The sequence below is a fragment of the Kitasatospora sp. NPDC051705 genome, from assembly GCF_044453265.1.
Classification (GTDB): Bacteria; Actinomycetota; Actinomycetes; order Streptomycetales; family Streptomycetaceae; genus Kitasatospora.
Genome location: NZ_JBITCO010000007.1, coordinates 37,123 through 62,915, shown reverse-complemented (window position 1 = coordinate 62,915; position 25,793 = coordinate 37,123). Strand labels below are relative to the sequence as shown.

The 25,793-nt window shown below is 76.4% G+C and carries 26 protein-coding genes; 10 read left to right on the top strand and 16 right to left on the bottom strand.

What is annotated here, in order from left to right:
• Window positions 1-51: 51 nt before the first annotated feature.
• Window positions 52-1,350: an MFS transporter gene (locus ACIA8Q_RS11565; protein WP_396317059.1), complete on the top strand. Its 1,299-nt coding sequence runs from the start codon at window positions 52-54 to the stop codon at window positions 1,348-1,350.
• 116 nt (window positions 1,351-1,466) lie between these two features.
• Here the strand turns inward: ACIA8Q_RS11565 and ACIA8Q_RS11560 are convergent, their stop codons facing one another.
• The 4 genes from ACIA8Q_RS11560 to ACIA8Q_RS11545 form a co-directional block, all read right to left on the bottom strand.
• Window positions 1,467-2,213 carry a phosphotransferase gene (locus ACIA8Q_RS11560; protein ID WP_360207049.1) on the bottom strand — a complete coding sequence of 249 codons (747 nt, stop codon included), beginning with the start codon at window positions 2,211-2,213 and terminating at the stop codon, window positions 1,467-1,469.
• Window positions 2,214-2,396: 183 nt separating this feature from the next.
• Window positions 2,397-3,344 carry a methyltransferase domain-containing protein gene (locus tag ACIA8Q_RS11555; RefSeq protein ID WP_396317058.1) on the bottom strand — a complete coding sequence of 316 codons (948 nt, stop codon included), beginning with the start codon at window positions 3,342-3,344 and terminating at the stop codon, window positions 2,397-2,399.
• 69 nt (window positions 3,345-3,413) lie between these two features.
• Window positions 3,414-3,782, bottom strand: coding sequence for a nuclear transport factor 2 family protein (locus ACIA8Q_RS11550; protein WP_360207043.1), 369 nt, complete (start codon window positions 3,780-3,782; stop codon window positions 3,414-3,416).
• Window positions 3,783-3,797: 15 nt separating this feature from the next.
• Window positions 3,798-4,763: an SDR family NAD(P)-dependent oxidoreductase gene (locus ACIA8Q_RS11545; protein ID WP_360207041.1), complete on the bottom strand. Its 966-nt coding sequence runs from the start codon at window positions 4,761-4,763 to the stop codon at window positions 3,798-3,800.
• A gap of 198 nt (window positions 4,764-4,961) precedes the next feature.
• On the opposite strand from ACIA8Q_RS11545, the gene ACIA8Q_RS11540 reads away from it, so the two are divergent.
• Window positions 4,962-5,852 (top strand): LysR family transcriptional regulator, encoded by an 891-nt coding sequence (locus tag ACIA8Q_RS11540; RefSeq protein ID WP_360207038.1) that lies wholly within the window; start codon window positions 4,962-4,964, stop codon window positions 5,850-5,852.
• Window positions 5,853-5,985: 133 nt separating this feature from the next.
• On the opposite strand, the gene ACIA8Q_RS11535 is transcribed toward ACIA8Q_RS11540, so the two are convergent.
• Window positions 5,986-6,234 carry a hypothetical protein gene (locus ACIA8Q_RS11535; protein WP_360207035.1) on the bottom strand — a complete coding sequence of 83 codons (249 nt, stop codon included), beginning with the start codon at window positions 6,232-6,234 and terminating at the stop codon, window positions 5,986-5,988.
• Window positions 6,235-6,624: 390 nt separating this feature from the next.
• Window positions 6,625-7,320 carry an NAD(P)-binding domain-containing protein gene (locus ACIA8Q_RS11530; RefSeq protein WP_360207032.1) on the bottom strand — a complete coding sequence of 232 codons (696 nt, stop codon included), beginning with the start codon at window positions 7,318-7,320 and terminating at the stop codon, window positions 6,625-6,627.
• 100 nt (window positions 7,321-7,420) lie between these two features.
• Between ACIA8Q_RS11530 and ACIA8Q_RS11525 the strand changes: the two genes are divergently transcribed.
• The 6 genes from ACIA8Q_RS11525 (at window position 7,421) to ACIA8Q_RS11500 (ending at window position 12,538) form a co-directional block, all read left to right on the top strand.
• The gene (locus ACIA8Q_RS11525) at window positions 7,421-7,810 is read left to right on the top strand and encodes a helix-turn-helix domain-containing protein (RefSeq protein WP_360207030.1); all 390 of its coding nucleotides are present in this window, start codon (window positions 7,421-7,423) and stop codon (window positions 7,808-7,810) included.
• Between the two features lie 671 nt (window positions 7,811-8,481).
• Window positions 8,482-9,690, top strand: coding sequence for an FAD-dependent monooxygenase (locus tag ACIA8Q_RS11520; RefSeq protein WP_360207027.1), 1,209 nt, complete (start codon window positions 8,482-8,484; stop codon window positions 9,688-9,690).
• Window positions 9,691-9,818: 128 nt separating this feature from the next.
• The gene (locus tag ACIA8Q_RS11515; protein WP_360207025.1) at window positions 9,819-10,595 is read left to right on the top strand and encodes a MerR family transcriptional regulator; all 777 of its coding nucleotides are present in this window, start codon (window positions 9,819-9,821) and stop codon (window positions 10,593-10,595) included.
• Entirely contained in the window at window positions 10,592-10,861 is a 270-nt protein-coding gene (locus ACIA8Q_RS11510) for a hypothetical protein (protein WP_396317057.1), read from the top strand. The genes ACIA8Q_RS11515 and ACIA8Q_RS11510 overlap by 4 nt, the downstream gene beginning before the upstream one ends.
• 181 nt (window positions 10,862-11,042) lie before the next feature.
• A complete protein-coding gene (locus tag ACIA8Q_RS11505) occupies window positions 11,043-12,173 on the top strand; it encodes a PP2C family protein-serine/threonine phosphatase (RefSeq protein WP_396317056.1) in 1,131 nt (376 codons plus the stop codon).
• 38 nt (window positions 12,174-12,211) lie between these two features.
• On the top strand, window positions 12,212-12,538 hold the full coding sequence (locus ACIA8Q_RS11500) for a hypothetical protein (RefSeq protein WP_360207017.1): 327 nt from the start codon (window positions 12,212-12,214) through the stop codon (window positions 12,536-12,538).
• 77 nt (window positions 12,539-12,615) lie between these two features.
• On the opposite strand, the gene ACIA8Q_RS11495 is transcribed toward ACIA8Q_RS11500, so the two are convergent.
• The gene (locus ACIA8Q_RS11495) at window positions 12,616-12,744 is read right to left on the bottom strand and encodes a hypothetical protein (RefSeq protein WP_387902769.1); all 129 of its coding nucleotides are present in this window, start codon (window positions 12,742-12,744) and stop codon (window positions 12,616-12,618) included.
• Window positions 12,745-12,872: 128 nt separating this feature from the next.
• Window positions 12,873-13,625: a DUF4232 domain-containing protein gene (locus ACIA8Q_RS11490; RefSeq protein WP_396317055.1), complete on the bottom strand. Its 753-nt coding sequence runs from the start codon at window positions 13,623-13,625 to the stop codon at window positions 12,873-12,875.
• Between the two features lie 192 nt (window positions 13,626-13,817).
• Between ACIA8Q_RS11490 and ACIA8Q_RS11485 the strand changes: the two genes are divergently transcribed.
• A complete protein-coding gene (locus ACIA8Q_RS11485; protein WP_396317054.1) occupies window positions 13,818-15,065 on the top strand; it encodes a helix-turn-helix domain-containing protein in 1,248 nt (415 codons plus the stop codon).
• 125 nt (window positions 15,066-15,190) lie between these two features.
• Here ACIA8Q_RS11485 and ACIA8Q_RS11480 read toward each other — a convergent pair whose 3' ends face one another.
• From ACIA8Q_RS11480 to ACIA8Q_RS11460, 5 genes are all read right to left on the bottom strand, one after another.
• Window positions 15,191-15,511 (bottom strand): GYD domain-containing protein, encoded by a 321-nt coding sequence (locus ACIA8Q_RS11480; RefSeq protein ID WP_360207008.1) that lies wholly within the window; start codon window positions 15,509-15,511, stop codon window positions 15,191-15,193.
• A 340-nt stretch (window positions 15,512-15,851) separates the two neighbouring features.
• Window positions 15,852-16,202 (bottom strand): hypothetical protein, encoded by a 351-nt coding sequence (locus ACIA8Q_RS11475; RefSeq protein WP_360207179.1) that lies wholly within the window; start codon window positions 16,200-16,202, stop codon window positions 15,852-15,854.
• 133 nt (window positions 16,203-16,335) lie between these two features.
• Entirely contained in the window at window positions 16,336-17,658 is a 1,323-nt protein-coding gene (locus ACIA8Q_RS11470; protein WP_360207006.1) for a deoxyribodipyrimidine photo-lyase, read from the bottom strand.
• A gap of 290 nt (window positions 17,659-17,948) precedes the next feature.
• Entirely contained in the window at window positions 17,949-19,445 is a 1,497-nt protein-coding gene (locus tag ACIA8Q_RS11465; protein WP_396317053.1) for a bifunctional phosphatase PAP2/diacylglycerol kinase family protein, read from the bottom strand.
• A gap of 108 nt (window positions 19,446-19,553) precedes the next feature.
• A complete protein-coding gene (locus ACIA8Q_RS11460) occupies window positions 19,554-21,050 on the bottom strand; it encodes an SDR family oxidoreductase (RefSeq protein ID WP_396317052.1) in 1,497 nt (498 codons plus the stop codon).
• Between the two features lie 205 nt (window positions 21,051-21,255).
• Here ACIA8Q_RS11460 and ACIA8Q_RS11455 point away from each other — a divergent pair, with 205 nt between their 5' ends.
• Window positions 21,256-21,753: a hypothetical protein gene (locus tag ACIA8Q_RS11455; RefSeq protein ID WP_396317051.1), complete on the top strand. Its 498-nt coding sequence runs from the start codon at window positions 21,256-21,258 to the stop codon at window positions 21,751-21,753.
• Here ACIA8Q_RS11455 and ACIA8Q_RS11450 read toward each other — a convergent pair.
• From ACIA8Q_RS11450 to ACIA8Q_RS11440, 3 genes are all read right to left on the bottom strand, one after another.
• Window positions 21,662-22,096: a hypothetical protein gene (locus ACIA8Q_RS11450; protein WP_360206997.1), complete on the bottom strand. Its 435-nt coding sequence runs from the start codon at window positions 22,094-22,096 to the stop codon at window positions 21,662-21,664. The two genes, ACIA8Q_RS11455 and ACIA8Q_RS11450, sit on opposite strands and share 92 nt — an antisense overlap.
• Window positions 22,097-22,128: 32 nt before the next feature.
• Complete coding sequence (locus tag ACIA8Q_RS11445) at window positions 22,129-22,605, bottom strand: cupredoxin family copper-binding protein (RefSeq protein WP_360206994.1); 477 nt, start codon at window positions 22,603-22,605, stop codon at window positions 22,129-22,131.
• Window positions 22,606-23,762: 1,157 nt separating this feature from the next.
• Window positions 23,763-25,610, bottom strand: a complete 1,848-nt coding sequence (locus tag ACIA8Q_RS11440; RefSeq protein WP_360206992.1) for a penicillin-binding transpeptidase domain-containing protein — start codon at window positions 25,608-25,610, stop codon at window positions 23,763-23,765.
• Between the last annotated feature and the right edge of the window lie 183 nt (window positions 25,611-25,793).

Below are 25,793 nucleotides of genomic sequence, written 5' to 3'. Positions count from 1 at the left end.
ACGGCCCCCGTTCGAAAAGGGCCCCGGGGGGCCGCTGTTAGCCTGTTCGACATGATCATGAAGAGCGCCGGGTCACGGATGTCCGGCGTGCTGGGGCCGGGTGGTCCGCAGCGCGCCCTGATCGTCGCGAGCTTCGTCAGCCGGGTGGGCAACGGGCTGTTCAACACCGCCGCGGTGCTCTACTTCACCCTGGTGGTGCACCTGCCCGCCGCGCAGGTCGGGGTCGGCCTCACCGTCGCCGGGCTGGTCGGGCTGCTGGCCGGGGTCCCGGCCGGGAACCTGGCCGACCGCTACGGGCCGCGCACCGTCTGGCTGACGGCCGTCGCCCTGCAGGCCGCGACGATGGCCGCGTTCGTCCTCATCCACGACTGGGGCACGTTCACGCTCATCGCCACCCTGGACCGCCTGGCGGCGACGGCGGGCGGGGCCGCGGGCGGAGCGCTCGTCGCCCGCGCCGGCGGGGACCACCCGGCCGCCTTCCGCGCGAAGCTGCGCACCTTCGTCAACCTCGGCGTGGTGACGGGCACCCTCGGCGCCGCCGTCGCCGTGTCGGTCGGCACCCGCCAGGCGTACACCGCGCTCATCCTCGCCAACGCCGCCAGCTTCGCCTGCGCCGCCCTGATCGCCCTGCGCGGCGTCCCGAACTACCGGCCGCTGCCCCGGCCCGAGGAGCACCACCACGCGGCCGTCCTGTCCGACCGGCCGTACCTGACCTTCGTCGCGCTCTACGGCGCGATGGGCCTGCAGTACCAGACCGTCTCCCTGCTCCTGCCGATCTGGCTCTCCGCCCACACCGACGCGCCCCGCTGGACGGTGGCGGCGGTCAACGCCGTCAGCAGCGGGGTGTGCGTGCTGCTGCAGAGCAGGATCGGCTCCCGGGTGGAGACCCCGGGCCAGGGCGGCCGGGCGCTGCGCCTCGCCGGGCTGCTCTTCCTGGTCAGCTGCCCGTTGATGGCCCTGACGGCGGACGTTCCGGTCTGGGTCGCGCCGGGGCTCGCCGTCCTCGCCGTGGTCGTGCACAGCCTCGGAGAGGTGTGGGAGTCCTCGGGCGGCTACGCGCTCGGCTTCGGCCTCGCCCCCGACCACGCCCAGGGGCAGTACCAGGGCTTCCTCGGGGTCGGCTTCAACGCCGGACAGGCGCTGGCCCCGCTGGTCCTCACCACGGCGGTCCTCGGGCTCGGGCAGGCGGGCTGGCTGCTGCTCGGCGTGTTCTTCGCCGCCCTGGGCGCAGCCGGACCGCCGGTCGCCGCCTGGGCGCTGCGCACCCGCCGCCCGGCCCCCGCCCCGGCCGAGCCGACCGCGACGGCCCAGGACCGGCCCGAGCGGGCCCCGCTGCCCGACGGCGCGTAGGACTCCCGTGCCGGGCTGCCGCTGTCCGGGCCGCGGGCCGCGGACCTGCCGGACGTCTCCCGCGCAGCGCTCGGCTCCGGCCGCGTCCGCGCGGGGACGGCTCCGGCCCGGGCCCCTCACATCCGGGACTTCAGCACGTCGACCTCACAGCCCGGTGCGAACGGGTCGAATCCGTGCTCGCTCAGCCAGCGGACCACCAGCAGGCTTCGCAACGACCACCACGCGCGGATCACGTCGCGATCGACGTCGGTGCCGTAGCCGGCGAGGACGTCGTCGAGGCGCTCCTCGTGTCCGAGCGTGAAGGTGGCCAGGTCGGACAGGGCGTCGCCCCGGCCCGCCTCGGACCAGTCGATGATGCCGGTGACCTCGTCGCCGTCGACGAAGACGTGGGCGATCTGCAGGTCGCCGTGCGTGAACGCCGCGGTCCACGGCCGGAGCGCGGCCTCGGCGATCCGGCGGTTGCGGGTGACCAGGTCGGCGGGCAGCAGGCCGCTCGTCACGAGCGCCCCGCACTCCTCGTCGAGTTCGGCCGCCAGCGCGACCGCGCTGCGGCCGGCCCGGCCCTGCCAGGGCGGCGGCGGCGCGTCGTGCAGCCGCCGGATGGCGGCGCCCGCCGCGGCCCACGCCGCCGGCGACCCGGTCGACGGCCCGCCGAGGCGCCCGAGCGTCGCCCCCGGGACCGCGGCGATCGCGAGGACGTGCGGTTTGCGCCACAGGACCTGCGGGGTCGGAACCGGCGCGAGGGACAACACCTCGACCTCGGTGTCGATGCGCGCCTGATCGGCGTCCACCTTCAGGAACACGTCGCCGACGCGCAGGGTCGCGCGCTCGGAATGGGCGACGACGACTTCGACCTCATTCATGGGCGACCAGTATCCCGGCGACGGCCGCCGGCGTCGCCGCGTTTGTCACCTGCGATGACGCGCCCGACCTTCCCGCGGGTGCGGGCCACGGCTGCTACCTCCACGACGACGCGCAGGTGCGGCTCTGGCTCGCCGAGTTGAGGGGACGGCGTCGGACGGCGCAGTGAGACCGGCCCGGAGGAGTCAGGCCGGGACGGAGGTCACCAGGACCGGTGAGCCCTGGTGGAAGGGCTGGTGGCGCAGGGTGCCGAACCGGGCGCCCCAGGCTCCGCTGTCCAGGTCGCGGCGCAGGTCGGCCGTGTGGCGTTCGCGGGTCCGCTCGTCGACGAAGCTCCACGCCGACGTGGTCATCGCCGCGTCGAACGCGTCGTCGGCGAACGGCAGGTGTTCGGCGACGGCGTCGACGGCGGCCGGCAGGTGGGCGGGCCGCTGGGCGCGCATCGACGCCGACGGCTCGACCGCCGTCACCTCGAACGCCGGCGACTCGTAGGGCCCGGCCCCGGCACCGACGATGATCACGGTGCGGGCCGTACCCAGGGCCGCGGTGAGGGCCTGCTCGATCCGCGTGTCCGGGCGCCGGAGGTAGTCGGCGTAGCCGCCGCCGATCGTGCCGTGGTCCGCGTCCCCTGCACTGCCGTCAGCCTTGCGTCCGCTCAGGATCCGGACCCAGCCGCGCCGTCGACACCCGAACAGGTCGGGCAGCCGGCGGTGCACCGGTGCCGCGGCGGCGACGGCCTGCGCGGGAACCGCCGCGGCGGCGACGGCCGACCGGCCGCCGCCGTGCAGGAGTTCACCGGTGTCGGAGTCGACCACCTCCCAGCCGAGGAGGTCGGCGACCCCCGCGGCCCGGGCGAGTGCGGCGTCGTGTCCGGGGCGGCCGTCGGCCGAGGAGCAGATCAGCTCGACCAGGTTGATCCGGTCGGCCACCCGGCCTTCGTGGACGGCGTGGTTCCCGGCGTCGTCGCAGGCGGCGAGGACCACGCTGAGCCAGTGGTGGCCGTCGGCGGCCAGGTAGCAGGCCGCGTCGCTCCTGCGCAGGCCGGGCGCCGCGTCCAGGTGCTCCACCAGCACGCAGGCCGGCACACCCGCGCGGTGGCGGGCGTCCGAGCGCACGCTCAGGTACCGGTACACCCCCGCATCCTCGCACCCGCCCGGCCCCCGCCCCGGCCCTGGGGGCGGGGCGGGGCCGGAGCGGAAGGCTCAACTGCCGTCCGGGGACTTGCTGTAGCCCAGGCACTCGACGATCAGCCCGTCCCGGACCAGCGTGAGGTGGACGCGGCGCACCGTGTCGCCGGGGCCGTCGCCGTAGTGGTGGCGCCAGCGGACCGTCGCCCGTTCACCGGTGATCACCACCGCCTCCGGCTCGAACCGCCACGTGCGGTCCTCGGCGAGCGCCCGCCACAGCGCCAGGCACGCGGCGCGCCCCTCGTAGCGGGTCCCGTCAGGGGCGGGCCAGGTGACCTCGGCCACGCAGTCCTCGGCGACCAGGTCGGCGAGCAGCGAGGCGTCGTGCTCGATGAAGGCCCGGTTGAAGCGGTGGACGACCTCGGACGTGGTGCGGAACGACATGCTGCGCCCCCCTGATCAGGCCCCGGTGCGGTCCGCCACCGGTCCGTCCGTCGCGGGCCCGTCCGCCGGCGCAAGGTCCGCCGGTGCGGCGGTCCCCGGTGCGGCGGTCCCCGGTGCGGCGGTCGCCCGCTCCGCGGCGCGGCTGACCGGCTCCCATGCCGCCCAGGTCTCCATCCGGGTGCGGGCGATGTCGAACGCGAGGTCGTAGACCATGCTGCCGAGGAGCAGGCGCAGCGGCGGCCGGTCGCTGTCGACGAGTGCGAGCAGGGCGGTGGCGGCGAGCTCGGGGCCGCTGTCGACGGAGCCCTCGGCGAACTGCTTGGCGAGTTCCTCGCGCAGCGGGGCGTAGGCGTCGAGGGGGGTGGTGCTGTGCATGGCGGTGTAGAGGTCGGTCCAGTAGCCGCCGGGCTGGATGATGCTGACCTTGGCGCCGAAGGCGGCCGCCTCCGAGGCGAGGGCCTCGCTGAGGCCCTCGAGGGCGAACTTGCTGGCGCTGTAGAGGCCGGTGCTGGGGAAGCCGCCGAGGGCGGCGATGCTGGAGACCTGGACGAGGTGGCCGGCGCCCTGGCGGCGCAGGACGGGCATGACGGCCTGGCTGATCCACAGTGCGCCGAAGAAGTTGATGTCGAGTTGGGCCCGGGCCTCGGCCTCGGTGAACTCCTCGACCATGCCCATGGAGAGCATTCCGGCGTTGTTGACGACGATGTCGAGCCGTCCGTAGTGGTCGGCGGCGGCGGTGACGGCGGCGAACGCCGCGGCGCGGTCGGTCAGGTCCGCCTGCAGGGGCAGGACGCGGCCGGGGTGGGCGGCGGCGAGCTCCTCGAGCGGGGCGAGGGTGCGGGCGACGAGGGCGACGCGGTCGCCGGCGGCGAGCGCGGCGCGGGCGAAGGCGTGGCCGAGGCCGCGGCTGGCACCGGTGATGAGCCAGATGCGGCCGGTGGTGCCGGCGGGGGCCTCGGCGGCGGTGTCGGCGGTGTGCACGGGTGGTGCGCTCCTGTCCTGGATCGGGCGGGCATGGGCGGGCGTGGGGCGGTGAAGTCCCGGGCCCGCGGCCGGGCTTGGTCCGCGGTCGCCGGGTGTCGGCCCTACCGTCGATCTTCCGGCCACCCGCAGTGATCATCAAGGCCGAAGATCCGTAGGATCCCATCACTCAGGCTTATGACGGGAGGCCGCCGGCCCATGGAGATACGCGACATCGAGGTCTTTCTGACCCTGGCCGAGGAGCTGCACTTCGGCCGGGCCGCCGCCAGACTGCACCTCACCCAGGCGCGTGTCAGCCAGGTGATCGGCCGTCAGGAGAGACAGCTCGGTGGCCTGCTGTTCGACCGCTCCAACCGCCGCCAGGTCCGGTTGACGCCGCTGGGCCACCAGCTGCGCGCCGATCTGCAACCGGTCTACGCGGATCTGCGCGCGAGCCTGGAGCGGGCCCGGCTGGCCGTGCGCGGCAAGACGGAGCGGCTGCGCGTGGGCATGCTGCCCTTCAACGTGCCCGACCTGCACGGCTACTGGCGGGCCTTCCGCTCCCGCCATCCGCAGTGGGAGCTGCAGCTGCGCCGGGCGCCGTTCATCGACCCGTTCGCCCGGCTGCGCGAGGGCGACATGGACGTGCTGGTCTCCTGGCTGCCGGTGGAGGAGTCCGATCTCACGGTCGGTCCGGTCCTGCTGCGCGACCGCCGCGTCCTGGCCGTCGCCGCCGACCACGAACTCGCCGGCCGCGACTGCGTCCCCTTCGAGGCGCTGGCCGACTTCGCCCACGCCACCGCCCCCGACATGCCCGACTACTGGGAGGACGGCTACCTGTCCTTCCACACGCCGCGGGGCCGGACGATCGAGCGCATCGAGCCGGTCACCGGCCCGGACGAGCTGATCCACCTGGTCGGCACCGGGGAGATCGTCCACCCCTTCCCGGCGCACGTCACCCGCCACTGGTCGATGTCCGACGTGCTCTGGCTGCCGGTGCCCGACATGGGGACGCTCTCGTACGCGCTGGTGTGGCGCAGCGACGCCGAGAACGACCTGGTCCGGGCGCTCGCCGGGACGGTGCGCGAGATCGGCGCGCTGGAGCTCTGACGGCGGTGCTTCCGACGCCGGCGGACGCCGGGCGGGCGGGTTGTCGGCGCCGGACCGACGCCGGGCGGGCGGGTAGCCGCCCGCCGGTTTGACGCCGGGCGGCGCGGCCCGGCCCGCCCGGCGTCCGGACCGGTCAGTAGAACCAGACCGAGAGGCGGGCCGTGTTGGGGGCGACGTCGCAGAAGTAGCTGACGGCCTCCCCGCGGGTCACGTAGGCGCGGCCGGCGGCCTCGCAGGCGGCGCCGCTCGGGTACATGCCGATGTAGGTGTATCCGGTGGTCCTCGTGGTGGACGCCTGGGCGGCGGGGGCGGCCATCAGGCCGCCCGCGACGGTGAGCAGTCCGGCCAGGGCCATGGTGGAAACCGCTTTGCGCAGTGCCATGTCGGTGTCTTCCTCCCTCTGACGGGAACGCCGGGGTCCGCTCCCGGCGTTGCGGCTGTGAGCCTTCCGGAATCCCGGATTCGAGGCAATGGTCGAGACCAATTTGGCAGGAAACAGTCGATCACCGGAGTCGGAGGCGGTCGGACGCCCCGCCACATCCACCTCCCACCAGGGGAGTTGAGAGCACTGACCCGGGCGCCCCTGGTGGTCTGGACCACCCGATTCGATGGCGTCAAGCGGCGTGGCCCACCCGCTTCGACGGACTGGGCGTTCACCTCCGCACCGGCCGCCGCCCGGCCGCGCCGGCCCGCCGGGCCGGGCCCGAATCGGCCGGACGATCACTTGCCAGCGCAGCCCGCGGGATGCAACCACCCACCGACCACCTGCCGGTCACCCCCGATCACCCCCGGACCGGTCACCGCCGTCCGCCGTCCCCCCGGCTCCCGGCCCGGTCGCGTACGCCAGCGGCGGCGCGATCGCCTGCACGTCCGCCCCCTCGCCGACCCACAGCGCGATGAACAGCGCGGCCGTCGCCTCCAGGAGCGCAGCCCGTTCGAGGCCGCCGCCGGAGACGGGTTCGCAGCCCGCGTCCACGACCAGCTCGCGCACGCACGCCAGGGCCGCCTCGTCGTCCCCGCACAGCGGCACGGCCAGCCGCCGGCCGTCGAACACCGGCGGCCGCATCCGCCAGACGTCCTCGTGGCAGAGGTTGAAGGCCTTGACGACGCGGGCGTGCGGCGCCGCCGCGGCCAGCCGCTGCGCGGCCGAGGGGCCGCCCTGCGTCAGCAGGCGAAAGCCCGGCCCGACCGGGTTGGCGCAGTCGATCAGCACCCGGCCCGCCAGCTCCGGGCTCAGCTCCCGCACCACCTCGGCCCCCGCCCCGAAGGGCAGTGCGGCCAGCACCGCCTCGCCGCAGGCCGCCGCCTCGCGCAGACCGGCCGCCCGCGCGCCGTGGCCGATGCGGGCGGCGAGCCTTTCGGCCCGCTGCGCGTCCCGCCCGCCGATGGTCACCCGGTGCCCGGCGCGCGCCCAGTGGGTGGCGAGCGCGTCGGCCATGTTGCCGGTTCCCAGTACGCCGATCTCCATCGCGTGTGTCCTCTTCTCCCGTGCCGGCCGGGGCCGTTGGCCCGGTCCGGCGCCGACCGTCCGTTCCACGCTAGGAGGCCGGTCGGGCACCATCTGGTACGTGACCGATGCCTTCCTCGCCGACTGCCGCGCCCGCCTCGCCTTCGACCTGCTCTCCAACACCTGGAACGCCGTACTGCTGTGGGCGCTGCGCGACGGCCCGGCCCGCCCGGTCGAGCTGCGGGCGCGGATCGGGGGGATCAGTTCCAAGGTCCTCACCGAGACCCTGCGGCGGCTGGAGTTCAACGGGCTGGTCGAGCGGCGCCCGCACCCGGGCGCGCCGCCCCGGGTCGAGTACGGGCTCACCGGGCTGGGGCGCACGCTGCTGGCCCCGATCGACGCGTTCGGCGCCTGGGCCTTCGAGCACGGCGACGAGGTGATGGCCGCCCAGGAGGCCGCCCGCGCCCCGCGGTCCGCTCCCCCGGCCCCTGCCCCTGCCCCGGCCGGCTGAGCCGGGCGGCTGACCCGCGCCCCCGGGGCTGCCGATAAAGCCCTCGCCGCCGCTGCCGCGCCCGGCATATCGTCGGGCCCGGTTTTCACGGTTCGGCGAGAGGACGACCTGCGGTTCGACCCGTCCGTGCTGGGTGGCGCCCTGATCGACCTGACCCTGTGCGAGGGCCCGGCCGACCGGCCGCCGTCGGCCGCCCGCGCGGTCCGGGAGGCGTACGGGGGGCGCCGCGGCCGAGCGCAACGCGCGGGCGCGCTCGCCCCCCGGCGGGCGGCAGGAGTGGCCGCGGCTGACCTCGCCCGTTCCCGGCCCGCCCGCGGGCAGCGCCTGCCACCTGAAGGGCCGGTTCGTCGCGGACGTCGCCGCCCTCAAGTGCGCGCTCGGCGAGGCCGTCGCGGGCCCGGCCCGGCCGCCTCGACGCCCCGGTCTGCCGCAGGACGGACACCCGGCGGGTCGGACCCGCGCCCCGCCGCAGGAGCACTAGTGCACCTCGCCGCGCCGCCCCCGCGCCGGGCGCGGCCGCGACCTGCGGGAAGGCCCCGCCGGTAGCCGCCGGGGCCGCCGTGGGCTCCCCCGGCGGCCGCCCAACCGCCCTAGTGCACTAGTGCATCAATTCCAAAAACCCGCACTACAGGGCTTGTTGAGCCCGACGCGTACGCCGTACATTTCGAGGCATGGAGAACACCGACATCCTCATCTCCGGCGCCGGCATCGCCGGCCCCGCCCTCGCCTACTGGCTGCGCCGCCACGGCTTCACCCCCACCGTCGTCGAGCGCGCCCCCGCCCCCCGCCCCGGCGGGCAGGCCGTCGACCTGCGCGGCGCCGGGCGCACCGTCGTCGAACGGATGGGCCTGCTGGACCAGGCCCGCGCCCTGAGCGTCGACCAGCGCGGCCTCGGCCTGGTCGACCGCCGCGGCCGGCTCACCGCCCGCATGCCCGTCGAACTCTTCGAGGGCGAGGGCATCGTCTCCGAGATCGAGATCCTGCGCGGCGACCTCGCCGACCTCCTGCACCGGGCCACCGCCGACGACGTCGAGTACCGCTACGGCGACACCGTCACCGCGCTCGCCGAGGACGCCGACGGCGTCACCGCCACCTTCGAGAACGCCCCCGCCCGCCGCTTCTCCCTGGTCATCGGCGCCGACGGCCTGCACTCCGTCGTGCGCCGCCTCGCCTTCGGCCCCGGGGGCGACCACTACCGCCCGCTCGGCGGCTACCACGCCTGGTTCACCGTCCGGGACCCGCGGATCGACCTCGACGGCTGGTTCCTGATGTACAACGCCCCCGGCGGCCTGGTCGCCGGCGCCCGCCCCGGCCGGCTGCCCGGCGAGGTCAAGGCCTCCCTCGGCTTCCGCTGCGCCCCGCTGGCCCACGACCGCCACGACACCGCCGCCCAGCAGCGCCTGCTCACCGAACGCTTCGCCGGTGCCGGCTGGGAGGTCGACCGGCTGCTGGCCGGCATGCGCGAGGCCGACGACTTCGCCTTCGACTCCTTCGGCCAGATCCACCTCGAGCGCTACAGCCGCGGCCGCGTCGCCCTGCTCGGCGACGCCGGGTACAGCCCCAGCCCCCTCACCGGCCTCGGCACCAGCCTCGGCCTCGTCGGCGCCTACCTGCTCGCCGGCGAGCTCGCCGCCGCCCGCGGCGACCACCGCACCGCCTACGCCCGCTACGAGGACCTGATGCGCCCCTACGTCACCCGCGCCCAGGAGCTGCCGCCCGGCGGCCTCCACGGCTACGCACCCGACAGCGCCCTGATGATCCGCCTGCGCGCCGCCTCCATGCGCTGGATGGGCCGCTGGCCGCTGCGCGCGATCATGGCCGCCCAGTTCGCCAAGGCCGGCGACATCGACCTGCCCGACTACACCCCCGCCCACGTCTGAACCCCGGGCCGGACGCCCGCACCCGGACCCACCGGAACCCGCCGGAACCCGCCGGAACCCCGCCCGCACGCCCGCCCCGCACCCCGCCGACTTGCACCTCACGCGGCGTCAGGAGGAATCCTCGTGCCATGCCCACCGAACAGACCTGGAAGGTCGGCCCGCTCGCCGAGGCGAGCGGCCTGACCGTACGCACCCTGCACCACTGGGACCAGATCGGCCTGCTCCAGCCGTCTCGCCGCACCTCCTCCGGGCACCGCTCCTACACCGAGCAGGACGTCGTCCGCCTCTACCAGATCCTCGCCCTGCGCCGCCTGGGCCTGGGCCTGGACACCATCGGCACCTGCCTGGACGCCGGCGTCGACCCGGTGCGGCTGGTGCGCGAACACCTCACCGCCACCGAGACCGCCCTCGCCCACCTGCAGGACCTGCACGAGCGCCTCGCCCACCTGCACACCGAACTCACCGCCGAACGCCGCCCCGACACCGCCGCCCTGCTGCGCCTGCTCCAGGCCATCGGCGCCACCGGCCCCTCCACCGGCCCCGGCGCCGAACAGGCCCTGCGCCGCCACCTCGACGACGACCAGCTGCAGGCCCTGCGGGACCACGCCGCCGCACTCGGCCCGGCCACCCACTACCTGCTGGAGGTCGAGTGGCCCCAGCTCTACCGGCGCGCCGAAGCCCTGCGCACCGCCGGAGCCCCGCCCACCGACCCGCGGGTGCGGCGCATCGCCGACCGCCTCGACGAACTCGGCCGTCTCTTCAGCGGCGGCGACGCCACCCTGTCCACCGCGGTGCGAACCGCCTGGCGCGAGGACCCGGCCGCCCTCTCCGGCACCCCCGACGCCCCCGCCGACGAGTGGGCGCAGCTGGGCGAGTTCCTCGACCAGGCCCGCAGGGCCCGATGAGCGCCGCACCGCGGCCGTCGGCCGCCGCACCCGACCGTCTCCCGGCCCGCGGCGCCACCTCCCACGGCGTCATGCCGAGCGGTGTGCGCCTGCGCGTCGCCCTGCTGTCCGCGCTGCCCGTGCTCGGGCTGTGCGCGCTGGTCCTGACCCCGCTGGCGTGGGCCGGCCTGCTGCCGTGGGCGGTGCCGCCCTCGGTGCTGGTGGCCGCGGGGGTGCAGGCCTGCGTCGTCCACCTGCGTCTGGGCCGGCGCGCCCCGGGGGCCTGAGCGCGCTGAGCGCCGTGGGCACTCCGGGAGCCTGGACACCGCCGCGCGGCCCGTACGGGGGGCGGGCCGCGCGGCGGTGCACCCGGCCCCGCCCAGGGCCCCGCCCGGCGCCGGGGCCGCGCTCGCCCGGACAGGTGGGTTCCGTTGGCGGCCCGCCGGGGGCGCCGGTATGCCTGGGAGGATGGTGCGGCGGCGAGAGGGCGGCGGGGTGGGCGGTAGCGCGGACGGGTACGGCGCCGAGGCCGAGGCACGGGCGCCGGGCAACCGGACGGTGGTGCTGGGGGTGCTGGCCTCCACCGCCGTGGTGCTGCTGGCGCAGGCCGGGACCGGGACCAGCGCCCGGCTGGTGCTGCTGCTGGTGTTCCTGCCCGCGCTGCTGGCCGGCCTGGGCACCCTCGCGCAGACGATCGCCGTGTCCGTGTGGGTGGCCGTCGTGGTGGCCGTCAGCACGGTGCTGTTCCCGCCGACCTCGCTGGAGGCCCGGGCCGGGACGCTGGTGGCGGTGCTGGGCGCCGAGGCCGCGCTGGTGGCCCTGTGCGCACGGCGGATGGGGCGCGAGCGGCAGCTGTTCCGGATGCGCCAGAGCGCCGTCGCCCTGCAGCGCCAGCTGCTGCGCCCGCTGCCGGTGCTCACCCCGGACGTCCAGGTGTTCGGGCTGTACCGGCCGGTGGAGGAGGACGCCATGGTCGGCGGCGACCTGTACGACGTCGCCGACACCCCGTACGGCACGCGGGTGCTGGTGGGCGACGTCCAGGGCAAGGGCCTGCCCGCGATCGGGGCGGGCTTCGCGGTGCTGAGCGCCTTCCGCGAGGCGGCGTTCCGCGAGGCCGCGCTGACCGCCGTCGCCGACTCCCTGGAGGCCGCCGTGCAACGGCACAACGCCTACGCGGCGCAGGCCGGGGAGAGCGAACGGTTCGTCACCGCGACCGTGCTCGGCCTGGAGCGCGGCCCCGAGGTGCAGGCCGTCAACTGCGGCCACCTGGCCCCCTACCTGCTGCGCCGAGGCCGGGTGGAGACGGTGGACCTGGCCGCCGGGGTGCCGCTGGGGCTGGCCGAACTGGCCGGGGAGGTGCGCACCGTGCAGTGGTTCGCGCTGCCCGAGGACGGCGTGCTGGTGCTGCTGACCGACGGGATCACCGAGGCCCAGGACCGCGACGGCGAGTTCTACCCCGTCGAGGAGGGCCTGACCGCCCTGGGCACGACCGCGGCCTCCCTGCTGCCGCAGGCCCTGGACGGCGCCGCCCGTCACTGGAGCGGGGGCCGGCGCCGCGACGACGTCACGGTGCTGTCCCTGCGCCGGACGACGCCGTAACGGGGACGCGGGGCGGCCGTCGCGCCTATGTTCTCCTCATGGACCCGCTCACGCTCGACTACGACAACCTCCACCTGCGCGTGGACCGCGGGGTGTTCGAGCTGTTCCGCCTGGACTCGGCCGAGGCCGGCTTCCGGGTCCCGCTGCGCTGGCTCGGGGCGCTGGTGCACTACCGGAAGCCGGGCAAGCCCGGCGAGCTGTTCGTCGGCGTCGTGCACGATCCGGACGCCGCCCTCTACGGCACCGACCGGCAGGCCTTCCGGGTCTCCCGCTGCCCGTCCTCCCGGATCCCGCCCGGCGACGAGGCGCTCCTGCGCGCGTACTTCACCCGGGTCGCCGCCCTCGCCGACCGGCGGGTGGACTGACCCTGTGCCAGGTGCCCGACGCCCGGGAGACCGGGGCCGGGGGCTGCGCCCGGGAGACCAGGGGGCCGGGGAGCGCCTCAGCGCCGGGTGACGCCGGCCTCCCGGGAGAGTTCCGGGTCGTCCGGCCCGCCGAGGAAGAGGACCCTGAAGGCCGTGCCGACGTAGACGACCAGGAGACGGGCGAGGCTGCGGGTGGCGGTGTGCACGGTGGGTACCTGCTTCCTGCTTCGGGCCGGGTGCTGCGGGCTGTCGGGTCGCCGGGGGTCCTCGGGCTGCCGCCGGGCCTCGGGCTGCCGCCTGGGCGGGCTGCCGCCGGGCCCGGGTGGTGGCCGTGTCACCAGGAGACGGCGTCGTCCATCGACTGCTGCCAGTAGGTGACCTTGAGGGAGTCGTCCACGTAGCTGCCGCCCGCGGGCAGCGCCGGGTGGGCGGCCGCGCCGACGCTCTCGTTGCCGGACGGGCCGTGGAAGGAGACCGCCAGGGACGTCACGGTGTGGCCGTGCGCGCCGTTGCCGCCGTCGGTGGAGGACAGGTTGACGGAGGCGTAGCCGGACTCGCCGGGCTTGAGCGTGACGACGGCCTGCGGCTTGGAGTCCTCGATGACCGGGGGCACGGCCTGCGCCTCGCCGAAGCGCACCGCCGGGTAGCCGTAGAGGTAACAGGTACCGGAGCCCGTGTTGGTGACGGTGAGCAGCATGTGGTTCACGGGGCGGTTGAGCGGGGCGGCGACGGTCTTGGTGGTGGAGCCCTCGCAGACGCCCGGCTTCCCGGCGGCGGGGGCGGGGGCGGGGCTCTTCGGCACGGCCGGGGACGCGGCGGCGGTGGTGGCGGGCGCGGTGGTGGCGGGGGCGGGCTTCGGGGCGGCGGACGGGGGCACGGGGGCCGGGGTCCCGCCCGCGGGGGCGGGGGCCGGGGCACCGGCGGTGGTCCCGGCCCCCGCGGCCGTGGGCGAGGCGGCGGCCTTCAGCGTCGGGCCGGTCGCCGTCGCGATGTCCCCGCTGTCGTCGCACGCGCTCATCGAGAGGGCGGCGAGCGCGACGCCCGCGGCGGCGGTGATCAGACGGGTGCGTGAGGTGCGGACGGACACGGTCCGGCCCCTTTCGGTGGGCGTTCGGTGGGATGGCCGAAGCTTGCGCGGTGATCCGTCCCGGCCGCTACGCCTGACGCCATGATGAGTAGGGTGGAACGGCGAACAGGGCTCTGACCAGCGGGAGTGGAACGGGCCTGGAACGCCGGAACGGGACGCCCGGGAGGCGCCGGGGGGCGAAGGGGGCAGGTCGTGGAGGGCACGGGGGCCGCGGAGACGGCGGAGTTCGCGCGGCTGCTGAGCGAACTGAAGGCCCGTTCGGGGCTGAGCTACGGGACGCTGGCCAAGCGGCTGCACACGAGCACGTCCACGCTGCACCGCTACTGCAACGGCACGGCGCTGCCCAACGAGTACGTGTCGGCGGAGCGCTTCGCCCGGGTGTGCCGGGCGACCCCGGACGAGCTGGTGGAACTGCACCGGAGCTGGATCCTGGCGGACGCGGCCCGATCACGCCGGACGGACCGGACCCCGGAGCCGACCCCGGACGCCCCGGGCCCCACGGAAGCACCAGCACCGCCCGCGCCGCCCGTGCCGTTCACGGACGGCGAGCCGGTCACCGCGACGGCGGCGGACCCGGCACCGCCCGCACCGCCGCGCCGCCGCCGTGGCGCCCTGATCGCCTCCACCGTGGCCGTCGTCCTGCTGACCACGGCGGTGATCGTCGCGCGCCCCGCCCTCCGCGGCGACGACGACGGTGCGACCGACCGTCGGACCACCGCCGCCACGCCGGCGACGACGGCCGCGCCGGCCCCACCCGAGACACCCCTCCCCGTCTCCCCCACCCCCGCGGCACCCGTCACCCCGACGACCACCCCGACCGCCACCCCGACCACCGACGCGCCCGCGCCCCTCACCGTCGGCGTCCGCCCCTACGTCTACGACGACCCGTGCAGCCAGCACTTCCTCGTCGACAGCACCCCCGCCCACGTCGGCCCGCCCGCGCCCGAGCGCGACGCCCCGCGCTGGGCCGCCGCCTACGGCGCGGTCTCCTCCGGCGAACAGGAGATCGCCCTCACCGTCCAGGGCACCGGAGCGGACACCGTCGTCCTGGAGGCCCTGCACGTGCGCGTCACGGCCAAGGGCGCCCCGCTCGCCTGGAACGACTACTCGATGGGCGTCGGCTGCGGCGGCGTGGTCGACACCAAGTCCTTCGACATCGACCTCGACCGGGGAAGCCCCGTGATCACCGTCAAGGGCGGCCAGCGCGACTTCCCCTACAAGGTCAGCAAGTCCGACCCCGAGGTCTTCTACGTGACCGCCCACACCAAGGCGCACGACGTCCGGTGGGACCTCACCCTCGACTGGTCCAGCGGCACCCGCCGCGGCACCACCCACATCGACAACCGCGGCACCCCCTTCCGCACCAGCGCCGACGTCAACCGCCCCGGCTACGACTACCCCCCGGGCACCACCGAGTGGACCAGACGCACGGACGGCTGACGAGTCGGTGCGTGATGGCGGCCGGTGCCCGACCCGGCTGCCCGTGCGATGCCGGGCGCCTGCCGGGGCGGAGGCCACCGGTTCGCCGTGCGGCCCCGAGCGGCGCAGCCCCGGCGTGGAGGTGGTCAGGCGCCGGGCGCCCGGAAGTCGACCGTCCGCCGGGCCGCCGTGTCGATCTGCTCCGGGGTGAGCAGCTGGACCACGCTGGACTGCAGGGCGCCGCTGGCCCGGACCGTCATCGAGACGGCCGCCATCGACTCCTCGTCCGGCAGCTCGATCACGCAGTACAGGTCCGTCTCGCCGAAGGCGAAAGCCAGCCACTCCAGCGTGCCCCCGCAGGAGGCGACGACCCTGCGGACTGCCTCCACCCGGCCCGTACCGCCGTCGGCGAGCAACCCCGCGGCGCCCTGAGCGGTGTAGCCGGCCCGGACCAGGTACTTCGGCATCTCGGTCTCCCGTCCTGCGAAGGCGCCGCGGGCACGACGCCATCCCCACGATCGGGCAGCGCACACCGCGCGGGCCACCGGGAGACCCCCGAACGGCGCAGACCTGCGCGCGCCGGGGCGGTAGTCGGCGTCGGATCCCAGGGCGTTTCGGCCGGGTTCGGGCCACTGCCTTCCGGGCCCGGGAACTCGCCCGCCACGACACCTGGACCGAGGAGGAGGTCACGTGGGGCCCGAGAACACGGCGGCCGCCATCGCCGCGTGCCACCGGCAGACCGCTGGCGCGCTGGTGCGGGCACCGGGGCTCGGGCTCCCTACGTCGACGTGTCAGCCGAGCCCGGGTTCACAGCCACCGCTTGGCCGCTTCGAAGCTGTCGCCTCCGCTGGTGTTGAAGGCGATCGCGGCCTTCGGCGCATGCCGCCGGACCAGATTCACGACCTGCTCGAACAGCGGCAGAAGTGGTTCCGGCTTGCGGATTCCGCCGCCGATGACGACGACGTCCCACGCGCGCTCGGACAGTGCGGTGACCATCGTGGACTCGGCCGACTCGTCCAACGCGATGAGCACCATGGACGCGTCGATGGCGTGGCCGCCGAACCGTGTCAGCTCCTGGTCGAGGGCCGCACGGATGACGGCCCCGTCCATGCCGGGCACTGCGTGCGGGTCGATTCCGAGAATGAGAACTGACGGCATGTCATCAGGGACGATCAAGCGACGGTGCTGGTTCCCGGGACGGGAATCAGTCGTGGCGGACCATCGCCCTGGTCTCCTCCCGCCAAGGGGCGGCGACCTTCGATGACCGGCAGCCGGCCGGGGCGGCCGGGGCTCAGGGGGTTTCGTGCATGCGGGCGGTGAGGGCGTCGGGGGGCAGCAGCGGGGCCGGGTAGCCGGCGGGGCGGTGGGCGAGGTCCCAGGGGCGGTGGACGGCGCGGCCGGGGACGTCGGCGAGTTCGGGCAGCCAGCGGCGCACGTAGGCGCCGTCGGGGTCGTAGCGGTCGGCCTGGCGCAGCGGGTTGAGGACGCGGTTGGGGCGGGTGTCGGTGCCGGTGCCGGCGGCCCACTGCCAGTTGAGCTGGTTGTTGGCGACGTCGCCGTCGACGAGCAGGGAGAGGAAGTGGTCGGCGCCGGGGCGCCAGTCGTGGCGCAGGGTCTTGGTGAGGAAGGAGGCGGTGAGCAGGCGGGCGCGGTTGTGCATCCAGCCCTCGTGGGCGAGTTGGCGCATGGCGGCGTCGATGATCGGGTAGCCGGTGCGGCCCTCGCGCCAGGCCCGCAGTTCGTGTTCGTCGTCGTACCAGGCGTAGGGGCGGGGGCGGTAGTCGTGATGGGCGGTGTCGGGGCGGGCGGCGAGGACCTGGTGGTGGAAGTCGCGCCAGGCGAGTTGGCGGATCAGGGCGGCGGCGCCGGGGGTGTCGGAGCGGGCGGTGTGGTGCAGGACCTCGGTGGCGGACAGGCAGCCGAAGTGCAGGTAGGGCGAGAGGCGGGAGGTGGCGTCGGCGGCGAGGTCGTCGTGCAGGTCGGCGTAGGGGGTCGGGTCCCAGGTGCGCAGGCGGCGGCGGGCGGCGCTCTCGCCGCCGGGGGGCAGGCCGGGTGAGGTGCCGGCGGGGGCGGTGGGCAGCGGGTCGCCGGCGGGGCCGTCGGGGGTGGTGAGGGTGCGCGGGGCGGGCAGGACGGTACGCCGGACGGCCTGCTGCCAGGCGCGGTGGTAGGGGGTGAAGACGGCGTAGTGGTCGCGGCCGGCGGGGGTGACGCGGCCGGGCGGGACGACGGTGAGCGCGCCGTCGTGCAGGTGGAGGCGTTCGCCGAGGGCGCGGCGCAGGGCGTGTTCGCGGCGGGTGGCGAAGGCGGAGACGCCGGCGTTGGCGTGGACGGTGTCGGCACCGCATTCGGTGGCCAGGCGGGCGGTCTGTTCGGCGGGGTCGCCGTGGCGCAGGACGAGGCGGGAGCCGGCGGCGCGCAGGGCGCGGTCGAGGTCGGCGAGGGCGTCGGCGAGGAAGGCCTGGCGGTTGGGGGCGGCGAAGCCGGCCCGGTCGACGGCGGGGTCGCGCACGAACAGCGGGACGACCTGGTCGGCGCGGGTGCGGGCGGCGTGCAGGGCGGGGTTGTCGTGCAGGCGGAGGTCCTGGGTGAACAGGACGACGGCGGTGCTCATCGGGGCCTCGTGCGGTCGGGTCGGGGGTGCGGGGTGCGCGGGGTACGGCGGGGTGCGCGCGGGTGCGCGGCGGGGTGGGGGGCGGGGGGGGGGGGGCGCCGCCCCCCCCGGGGGGGGGGGGGCGGGGGGGGGGCGGGGGGGGTGGGGGGGGGGGGGGGGGGGTGGGGGGGGGGTGGGGGCCGGCGGGGGGGGTCCGCCGGCCGCACCGGGTGTTCGGAGCCGTGGGGCGCGATGGATTGGACGCCCGGTTCAGGCCCCCGACCGGGACCGGCTCGGACGGTACGGCCGGTTCAGGTGGTGAGTGGGGGCCGGTAGACGGTGAGGGCGGCGCGGGCCTTGGACAGCCGCAGCGCGCCCTTGGCGGGCACGCTCTCGCCGTCGACGGCGATGCGGTCGGCGTCGCCGAGGGAGTCGAGGTCCAGGGCGCCGAGGCGGGCGGACTGGTAGACGCGGGAGCGGTGCAGGGTGCCGGTGAGGAAGGCGGCGACCAGGCGGGTGCGGGCGAAGGGGTGGCCGGCGTCGACGACCCGGATGTCGAGGTGGCCGTCGGCGAGGGCGGCGCGGTGGGTGGGGGCGAAGCCGGGCGGGTCGTAGGCGCCGTTGCCGGCGAACAGCAGCCACAGCCGGCGGGGCCGGCCGCCGGCGTGCACGGTGACGGGTTCGGCGCTCGGCAGCAGGCTGGCGACGGCCGCCGCCAGGGCCGGCCACTTGCCGATGCGGCCCTCCAACTTCTCGCGCCGGCGGACGAGTTCGGGGTAGATGCCGAGGCTGAAGGTGTTCACGAAGACCCGCACCTCGGTGTCGTCGGCGGCCAGGCCGAGGTCGACGGCGACGGCGTGGCCGGCCTGGACGGCGTCCGCGGTGTCCCGGTGGGTGGTGGCGCCCAGGTCGAGGGCGAAGTGGTTGAGGGTGCCGCCGGGGAAGACCGCCAGCGGCAGGCCCCGTTCGACGGCGAGGGCGGCGGCCAGGTTGACGCTGCCGTCGCCGCCGCACACCCCGAGCGCGCCGCCGGCCCCGGCGGCGCGCTCGGCGGCCCCGGCGAGCATCGCCGCCAGGTCGTCGTCGGGCCCGCACAGCCGCACGTCCGCCTCGGGCAGCAGGGCGCGCAGCCGGGCGGCCTCCTCCTCGGGGTCGGTGCCGAGCGGGGAGCCGTTGCCGGAGCCGGCGTTGACCACCACCGCCAGGCCGCGCCCGCCCGGCAGGGCCGGGGCCGGGCGCCGGGCCGGGGCGGCGGGCGGCGGCACGTCCACCGAGCGCGGCCACCAGCGCAGGGTCAGGACGGCGGCGGCGGTGCCGAGCGCGACCCCGGCCAGGACGTCGCCGGGGTAGTGCACGCCGGTGTAGACGCGCGAGAGCGCGACCGCGGCGGCGACCGGGGCGACGGCGGCCCCCAGCAGCGGGGACTCGATGGCCACCGCGGTGGCGAAGGCGGCGGCCGAGGCGGAGTGGCCGGAGGGGAAGGAGGTGGTGACGGGCTGGCGCACCAGGCGGCGCACCGCGGGCACCTGGTCCAGCAGCGGGCGGGGCCGGCGGGTGGCGTGCTTGGCGACGGTGTTGGCGGTCAGCGAGGCGAGGGCGAGCGCGCCCAGGCCCCGCAGGGCGGCCCGGCGTCCGCTGCGCCCCCCGGCCGCGCCGAGGACGGCGGCGGTGCCCGTCCACAGCACCCCGTGGTCGGCGGCCCGGCTCAGGGCGCGCAGCCAGGGGCGGGCCCCGTGCAGGGGGGCGGCGGCGAGGCGGTCGAACAGGGCCCGGTCGATGGCGTCCAGTCGTGTCATCCGCAGCTTCATTGGGTGAGCCTAGGCACGGGATGGGGTGCGGGGCCACGGGGCGGGTGGGCCCGGGCGTGTCGGGGGCGGCGCGGGGGCAGGATGACGGTGCGTCAGATGTTCGGGGTATCAGTCGGGTTGGCCGGCACGGGCGGTGATGTTGCGGGCCATGGCGCCGAACACCAGGGTGTGCAGGGGGGCGATCGACCACCAGTAGAGGTGGCCGGCCAGTCCGTGCGGGTGGAACAGCGCCCGCTGCTGGTAGAGCGCGCCGCCGTCGCCGTCGGGGGTGACCCGCAGTTCGAGCCAGGCCAGGCCGGGCAGGCGCATCTCGGCGCGCAGCCGCAGCAGGCGGCCGGGTTCGATCTCCTCGACGCGCCAGAAGTCGAGCGCGTCGCCGACCCTCAGCCGGTCGCGGTCGCGGCGGCCGCGGCGCAGGCCGACGCCGCCGGCCAGGCGGTCCAGGAGCCCGCGCAGCGTCCAGGCGACGGGCAGCGAGTACCAGCCGTTCTCGCCGCCGACGCCTTCCACCACCCGCCACAGGGCGGCGGGGTCGGCGGCCACCCGGCACCGGCGCAGGTCCTGGTAGAGGCTGCCGCCGGCCCAGTCGGGGTCGGTGGGCAGCGGGTCGCTGGGGGCGCCGGGCGGGGAGGCGGAGGACCAGCGGGTGGCGACCTGGGCGTCCTGGATGCGTCGCAGGGCCAGTTCGACGGCCCGGTCGAAGCCGGTCAGTCCGCCGGGCGGGTCGGGCACCCAGCGGGCGATGTCGTGCTCGCGGCACACCACCTCGTGGCGCAGCGACTCCACCAGGGGGCGGGCGAGCGAGCCCGGGACGGGGGTGACCAGGCCGACCCAGTGGCTGGACAGGGCCGGGGTGAGCACCGGCACCGGCACGATCAGCCGTGGGGGCAGGCCGGCGACCTCGGCGTAGTGGCGCATCATCAGGCGGTAGGTGAGGACGTCGGGGCCGCCGATGTCGAAGGAGCGGTCGACGTCGGGGGGCAGGGTGGCGGCGCCCACCAGGTAGTGCAGGACGTCACGGACGGCGATCGGCTGGATGCGGGTGTCGACCCAGCGGGGGGTGACCATCGCCGGGAGGCGTTCGGTGAGGTGGCGCAGCATCTCGAAGGAGGCGGAGCCGGAGCCGATGATCACCGCGGCCCGCAGTTCGGCGGTGGGGACGCCGCCGGCCCGCAGCAGGCGGCCCACCTCGGCGCGCGAGCGCAGGTGGGCGGAGAGGTCCCGTTCGGCGACGCCGGCGGGCAGCAGGCCGCTGAGGTAGACGATGCGGTGGGTGCCGGCGGTGCGGGCGGCCGCGGCGAAGGCCTGGGCGGCGTGCCGGTCGAGGGCTTCGAAGCCCGGTCCGGTGCCCAGGGAGTGGATCAGGTAGTAGGCGACGTCGATGTCGTCGAAGGCTCCGTGCAGGGTCTCGGGGCGGGTGACGTCGCCGGCGACGGCCTCCACCTCGGGCCGCCAGGGCTGGTCGCGCAGCCGTCCGGGGTCGCGGGCCAGGCAGCGCACGCGGTGGCCGGCGGCGAGCAGTTCGGGCACCAGGCGTCCGCCGATGTAGCCGGTGGCGCCGGTGACCAGGCAGCGCAGCGGTCGCGTCGGGGTCGGCTCGTCCACCTGCGGCTCCTCTCGTACGGTCCCCCGGGGACGGCGTGTCCCCGGGCCCCGCCAGGCCCGGGGGCGCCGCCCGGGTATTCGGAGCGGCCGGGGCCGGGGATTGGGCGGGGGTCGGGGGTCGGGGGTCTGGGTCGGGGGTCTGGGTCGGGGGCTGAAGGGCTGGAATCGGCCCCGGGGACGGGTCCGGGCTCCTAGGGTCGGCGTCATGTCGAGTCCCGAGCTGGAGCGGATCAACGCCTTCCTGTCCACCTTCGCCCGGCGCCAGGCCCACCGCACCGTCGACGTGCCCGGTGGGTTCGCCGTCTTCGACGACGACTTCGCGCTCTCCTACGCGAACAACCAGCTGGTCGTCGACGGGACGCTGCGGACGGTCGTCCCCGGGGCGCTGCCCGCCCTGGCGGACGAGGTGCTGGGCGGGCTGCCCTACCGGGTGGTCTCCGTCCTGGACGACGAGGTCGCGCGGGCGTGCGCGCAGCCGCTGGCCGGGGCCGGGTACGCGCACTCCCGGTACCTTTCACCCCGATCGGCCACCACCACGCCTTCCAGCGCACCTGACCCCGCCGGCCGGTCACGGCGGGGCGGGGTGCCCGAGCTGGCCGCGCCAGGGCGGGTCACGGCGGGGCGGGGTGCCGGGCGGCCCGGTGGCGCAGGGCCAGCAGCGTGGCGAGGGCCAGGACGGCGGCGGCCTGGGCCCAGGCGGTGAGGGTCTTGTCGGTGAACCAGACGGGTTCGTACATGTTCGGCAGCGGGCCGAGCTCCCCGACGTCCACGTAGCGGTAGAGCAGGAGGGCGGCCAGGCCGGCCGCGGCGACCACTAGGGCGTAGAGGTCCCCGGCCCGGTGGCGCCAGAGCAGGACGAGGAGGACGGCGAGCGCGGCGGCGCCGGCCTCGATGCGGAACAGGGTGCCCTGGCTGATGCTCGCGGAGACGGCGTCGTACTGGTCGGCGAGGCGGGCGTGCACGGCGGCGTCGACGGCGAGTCCGGCGGCCGCGACCAGACGCAGGAGCAGCGGCAGGAGCCTGGGGGGCGGGGCGGGGGTGGCCACGGTGGCGGCGGGTTCCTTCCGGGTGGCCGGGGTCAGGAGACGGTGAGGGTGCCGTGCATGAACGGGTGGATGGTGCAGATGTAGGGGTGTGCGCCGCTCTGCTGCGGTGCGGTGAGGGTGGCGGTGGCGCCGGGGGCGATGGTGCCGGAGTCGAAGCTCTTGTCGTCGGCGGTGAGGGTGTGGGCGGTGCTGTCCTGGTTGGTGACGGTGAAGGTCGTGCCGGGGGCCAGGGTGAGGGCGGCGGGTTCGAACTGGAAGTTCCTGATGGCGACGTGGGTGACGCCGTTGGCCTGGCTGGGCGAGGCGCTCGGGGAGGTCGCGGCGGCGCTCGGGGAGGCAGCCGTGGTGGCCGGGGACGGCGTCCCGGCGCTCGGGCTGCCCGTCGCCGCGCTCGGGGAGGCGGCCGCGGTGGTCGGCTGGGCGGGCTTCGTCGAGGAGCTGGAGCAGGCGGCGAGGACGCCGGCCAGCAGTAGTGTGCCGGCGGCGCGGGACAGGCGGGGGACGGTCACGGCGGTGCTCCGTTCGCGGGGGTGCGGGGTGTCGGGCAGTCGGGCGGTGGTGGTCGGACGGTGGTGGTCGGGTCGCACGGGCCGTCTGCCGTCCGGTGGTTCCTTCCGTCCCCGTCCCGGTCCGGCCGCCCCGTCGCGTTCCTTCGATACCGTCGGACAGCCGCCCGCCCGCCGGACCCTGACGGGCGGTGAATTCACCGGCACGGGTGAACGCGCCGGGGCAACCCGGCCCCGTCCGGCACCCCCGGGCGGCCGAACCGCCGCGTCGTCGGCTGCCGGCCCGCCTCGCCCGATCGGGGGTCCTCCGGAGGTCGCACCCGTCCGGGGGCGGGCGGCGACCGAATGCGGAGTGTGAGCGATGCGGCGGGCGGCCCCCGTGGCCGGTAGGGGCCCGGCCGCCGAGGCGCTCACCGGCACGGCGCCGTCCCGCTCCCGCCCCCTCCGCCCCGCGGACTGAGCTCGCGCCGGCCCCGGACCACGGTCCCCGACGATCAACCCCCGGTAGTCGGGGACCGCACCCTGCTCCCCCGCCCCCGGGCGGCCGGAAACGCCTGTGCCCCGCCGGGGGCCACCCGGCGGGGCACAGGCACCGACACCCGCGCTCCGACACCACAGGGCCGTTCTCCGGCCCGGGAGGGCGACCGCCGCGTCGCACCGGCGGCGGCCCGGCCGCCCGCACCCAGCAGCGGACGGCCGGGCCCCGGAGCCTCACGGGGGCGGCGGACCGTCTCGTCCGGGGAACGGTCCGGAGCCCGCACGGCGCCGGGGCGCCTTCCTGCTCCCTGATTCGTCGCCGGGGCCGGAGCGGATTGCCCCCGCCCTCGGATTTCGTGGGTCCTCGCCCGCGGTCCGGGCGCCTTCGTCCGCCGGGCCCCGACGGGCGGCTCCGCGCGGCGCCGGGGCGTCGGAGTGCCGCGGTGCCCGGATCGCGGCGCGGCGGCCGGACATCGCCCGGTACGGCCGGGTGCGCGTCGGCGGGCCGCCGGGCCCGGGGTGTCCCCGGGCCCGGCCCGGCGACCTTCGGCGTCACGGAGCACCGGCCTCGAAGCCCAGCGGCCACGGACCCGGTACCCCGAAGCCCGGCGCCTCGAAGCCCGGCGGCCCCGGACCGGGCACCCCGGGGACCGGATCGGCCGCCAAGGCGCGCCCTGCCGCCGTCAGCCCCGGCCGCCGCCGGCCTTCAGCACCTGGGCGGCGGCGACGCCCGCCGCGCTGTTGCCGTGGCCGCCGCCCTCGACCTCGGCGGCCACCGCCAGGTCGCCGCGGTAGGCGATGAACCAGCTGTTGGTGTCCTTGCCCGGGCCGGCCTCGACGGTGCCGGTCTTGGCGCCGATCTGGCCGGTCAGTCCGGACATCGGGGCCCGGGCGGTGCCCTGGGTGGCGGTCTTGGCCATCATCGCCCGCAGGCCCTGGGCGACGCCCTCGGGCAGCCGGCCGGGGGCCGTCACGCGCTTGGCGTCCGTGCGCAGCACGGGCTGGCGGAACGTCCCGCTCTGCACGGTGGCCGCCACCGAGGCCATCGCCAGCGAGTTGACCTGGATCCGGCCCTGGCCGATGTAGGTGGCGGCCGCCTCGTCCCCGTTCCTGGGCACCGGGATGGTGGCGTCCCGGCTGGGGATGCCGATGTGCCACTCCAGGCCGAGGCCGAACTGGTCGCGGGCGACGCTGGGCACCGTGCCGAGCTGCAGCTTCTCCAGGCCCTTGTCGATGAAGCCGGTGTTGCAGGAGCGGGTGAAGTCGTCGGTGAGCGTGTAGCCGGGGAAGTCCCCGGGCTCGTCGTTGTGCCAGAGCTTCGGGGAGGCGGTGGTCTCCTTGCACGGTGCCGCGCTGTCCGGGCTCAGCCCGGCCTCCAGCAGGGCGGCGGAGGTGATCACCTTCATCGTCGAACCGGGTGCCTGCCCGCCCCCGACGGCGCGGTTGAAGCCGTCCTGCGAGGAGTAGGCGATCGCCAGGATGTTGCCGGTGCTCGGCTGGACGGCCACCAGCGAGGCCGGCTTGCCGCCGGCGGCCTGCTGCTTCACCGCCTCCTCGGCGGCCTGCTGGAGACCGGCGTCCAGGGTGAGCCTGACCTCGGGGGCGCTCGGCGGGGTCAGCACGAACAGCTGCTCGGGCTGCCGCGCGCCCGCGGCGTCCGCGATCACCACGGCCTGCCCGGTGACGGCGGACGCCCCGTCGGCCGGCGTGATCTGCGGCAGCACCGTGCGCAGCGAGGGGAAGGCCTCCAGGGACTTGCCGTTGCGGTCGACCGGCTTCACCACCGGGGTGGGCAGCGGGCGCAGGGCGATCGTCTCCCCCGGGTCCAGGTGCGGGTGGAGCACGTTCGGCGCCCACCGCACGACGACCCGCCCGTCCGCCGCCCGCACCACGCTCAGCGCACCGTCGTACTCCCAGGCGCCGGCCGTGCCGTCGAACTCCGCCTTCGCCCGGAAGGCGAGCGCCGGCTCGCTGGGCGTGCCGGCGGGCGCGGGGCCCGTCCCGGTCAGGGTGAAGGTGCGGGCCTTGACCGTCACGCGGAAGGACGCCAGTGCGGAGCGCGCGGCCTCCTGGCGGTCGGTCAGGGCGGCCGCGGCCGCGACGTCGCCGCGGCTCCAGGCGGCCAGGAACTCCTTCGCCACGGCCGCGGCCTGCTCACCGGTGGGCGGCGGCTGCGCGGAGCGGACCGCGGCGGTGGGCTCCTGCTGCCGGGAGTCGTCCGCGGCGGTCCCGCCGGTCACGGCGCTCACCAGGTTGTACGCGCCGATGCCCCCGGCCGCCAGCAGCCCGGCGAACGCCCCGCCGAGCGCGACCATCCACACCCGGCGCCCCGCCGAGCGGCGCGGCGCCGGCCCGTCCCCGGTCCCGTCCCCGACGGGGGTGACGTCCTCCGCCTGGTCCGCGTACCCGGGGTGGGCGTGCGCTCCGTGGGCGTGACCGCCGTACCCCTGGTCCCCGTACCCCTGAGCCGCGTAGCCCTGGTCCCCGTACCCGTGGGCGCCGTACCCGACGTCCGTCCGGTCCTCGGCCATGCTCCTGTTCCCCCCGTGAAGTTCCCTCGTCGTCAGCCCGAGCCGGCCTCCCCGCCCCGCCGACCGAACACCCGGCCGACGGTCCGGGGATCGTTCGGACCCGTCCCAGCGTAATAGGGCCCACCCACAGGCCACCCCGCACCCCCACAACTCCCACACACCATGTAGACCGGTCTGCATATT

Bases quoted from the DNA above. Each gene is read 5' to 3' on its own strand.
- ACIA8Q_RS11500 (WP_360207017.1), top strand. From the start codon at position 12,212: ATGGACCCGCTCACGCTCGACTACGACAACCTCCACCTGCGCGTGGAC.
- ACIA8Q_RS11470 (WP_360207006.1), bottom strand. From the start codon at position 17,658: ATGAGCACCGCCGTCGTCCTGTTCACCCAGGACCTCCGCCTGCACGAC.
- ACIA8Q_RS11510 (WP_396317057.1), top strand. From the start codon at position 10,592: ATGAGCGCCGCACCGCGGCCGTCGGCCGCCGCACCCGACCGTCTCCCG.
- ACIA8Q_RS11540 (WP_360207038.1), top strand. From the start codon at position 4,962: ATGGAGATACGCGACATCGAGGTCTTTCTGACCCTGGCCGAGGAGCTG.
- ACIA8Q_RS11455 (WP_396317051.1), top strand. From the start codon at position 21,256: ATGTCGAGTCCCGAGCTGGAGCGGATCAACGCCTTCCTGTCCACCTTC.
- ACIA8Q_RS11515 (WP_360207025.1), top strand. From the start codon at position 9,819: ATGCCCACCGAACAGACCTGGAAGGTCGGCCCGCTCGCCGAGGCGAGC.
- ACIA8Q_RS11520 (WP_360207027.1), top strand. From the start codon at position 8,482: ATGGAGAACACCGACATCCTCATCTCCGGCGCCGGCATCGCCGGCCCC.
- ACIA8Q_RS11535 (WP_360207035.1), bottom strand. From the start codon at position 6,234: ATGGCACTGCGCAAAGCGGTTTCCACCATGGCCCTGGCCGGACTGCTC.
- ACIA8Q_RS11440 (WP_360206992.1), bottom strand. From the start codon at position 25,610: ATGGCCGAGGACCGGACGGACGTCGGGTACGGCGCCCACGGGTACGGG.
- ACIA8Q_RS11465 (WP_396317053.1), bottom strand. From the start codon at position 19,445: ATGAAGCTGCGGATGACACGACTGGACGCCATCGACCGGGCCCTGTTC.
- ACIA8Q_RS11560 (WP_360207049.1), bottom strand. From the start codon at position 2,213: ATGAATGAGGTCGAAGTCGTCGTCGCCCATTCCGAGCGCGCGACCCTG.
- ACIA8Q_RS11565 (WP_396317059.1), top strand. From the start codon at position 52: ATGATCATGAAGAGCGCCGGGTCACGGATGTCCGGCGTGCTGGGGCCG.
- ACIA8Q_RS11480 (WP_360207008.1), bottom strand. From the start codon at position 15,511: ATGCCGAAGTACCTGGTCCGGGCCGGCTACACCGCTCAGGGCGCCGCG.
- ACIA8Q_RS11550 (WP_360207043.1), bottom strand. From the start codon at position 3,782: ATGTCGTTCCGCACCACGTCCGAGGTCGTCCACCGCTTCAACCGGGCC.
- ACIA8Q_RS11475 (WP_360207179.1), bottom strand. From the start codon at position 16,202: ATGCCGTCAGTTCTCATTCTCGGAATCGACCCGCACGCAGTGCCCGGC.
- ACIA8Q_RS11505 (WP_396317056.1), top strand. From the start codon at position 11,043: ATGGTGCGGCGGCGAGAGGGCGGCGGGGTGGGCGGTAGCGCGGACGGG.
- ACIA8Q_RS11530 (WP_360207032.1), bottom strand. From the start codon at position 7,320: ATGGAGATCGGCGTACTGGGAACCGGCAACATGGCCGACGCGCTCGCC.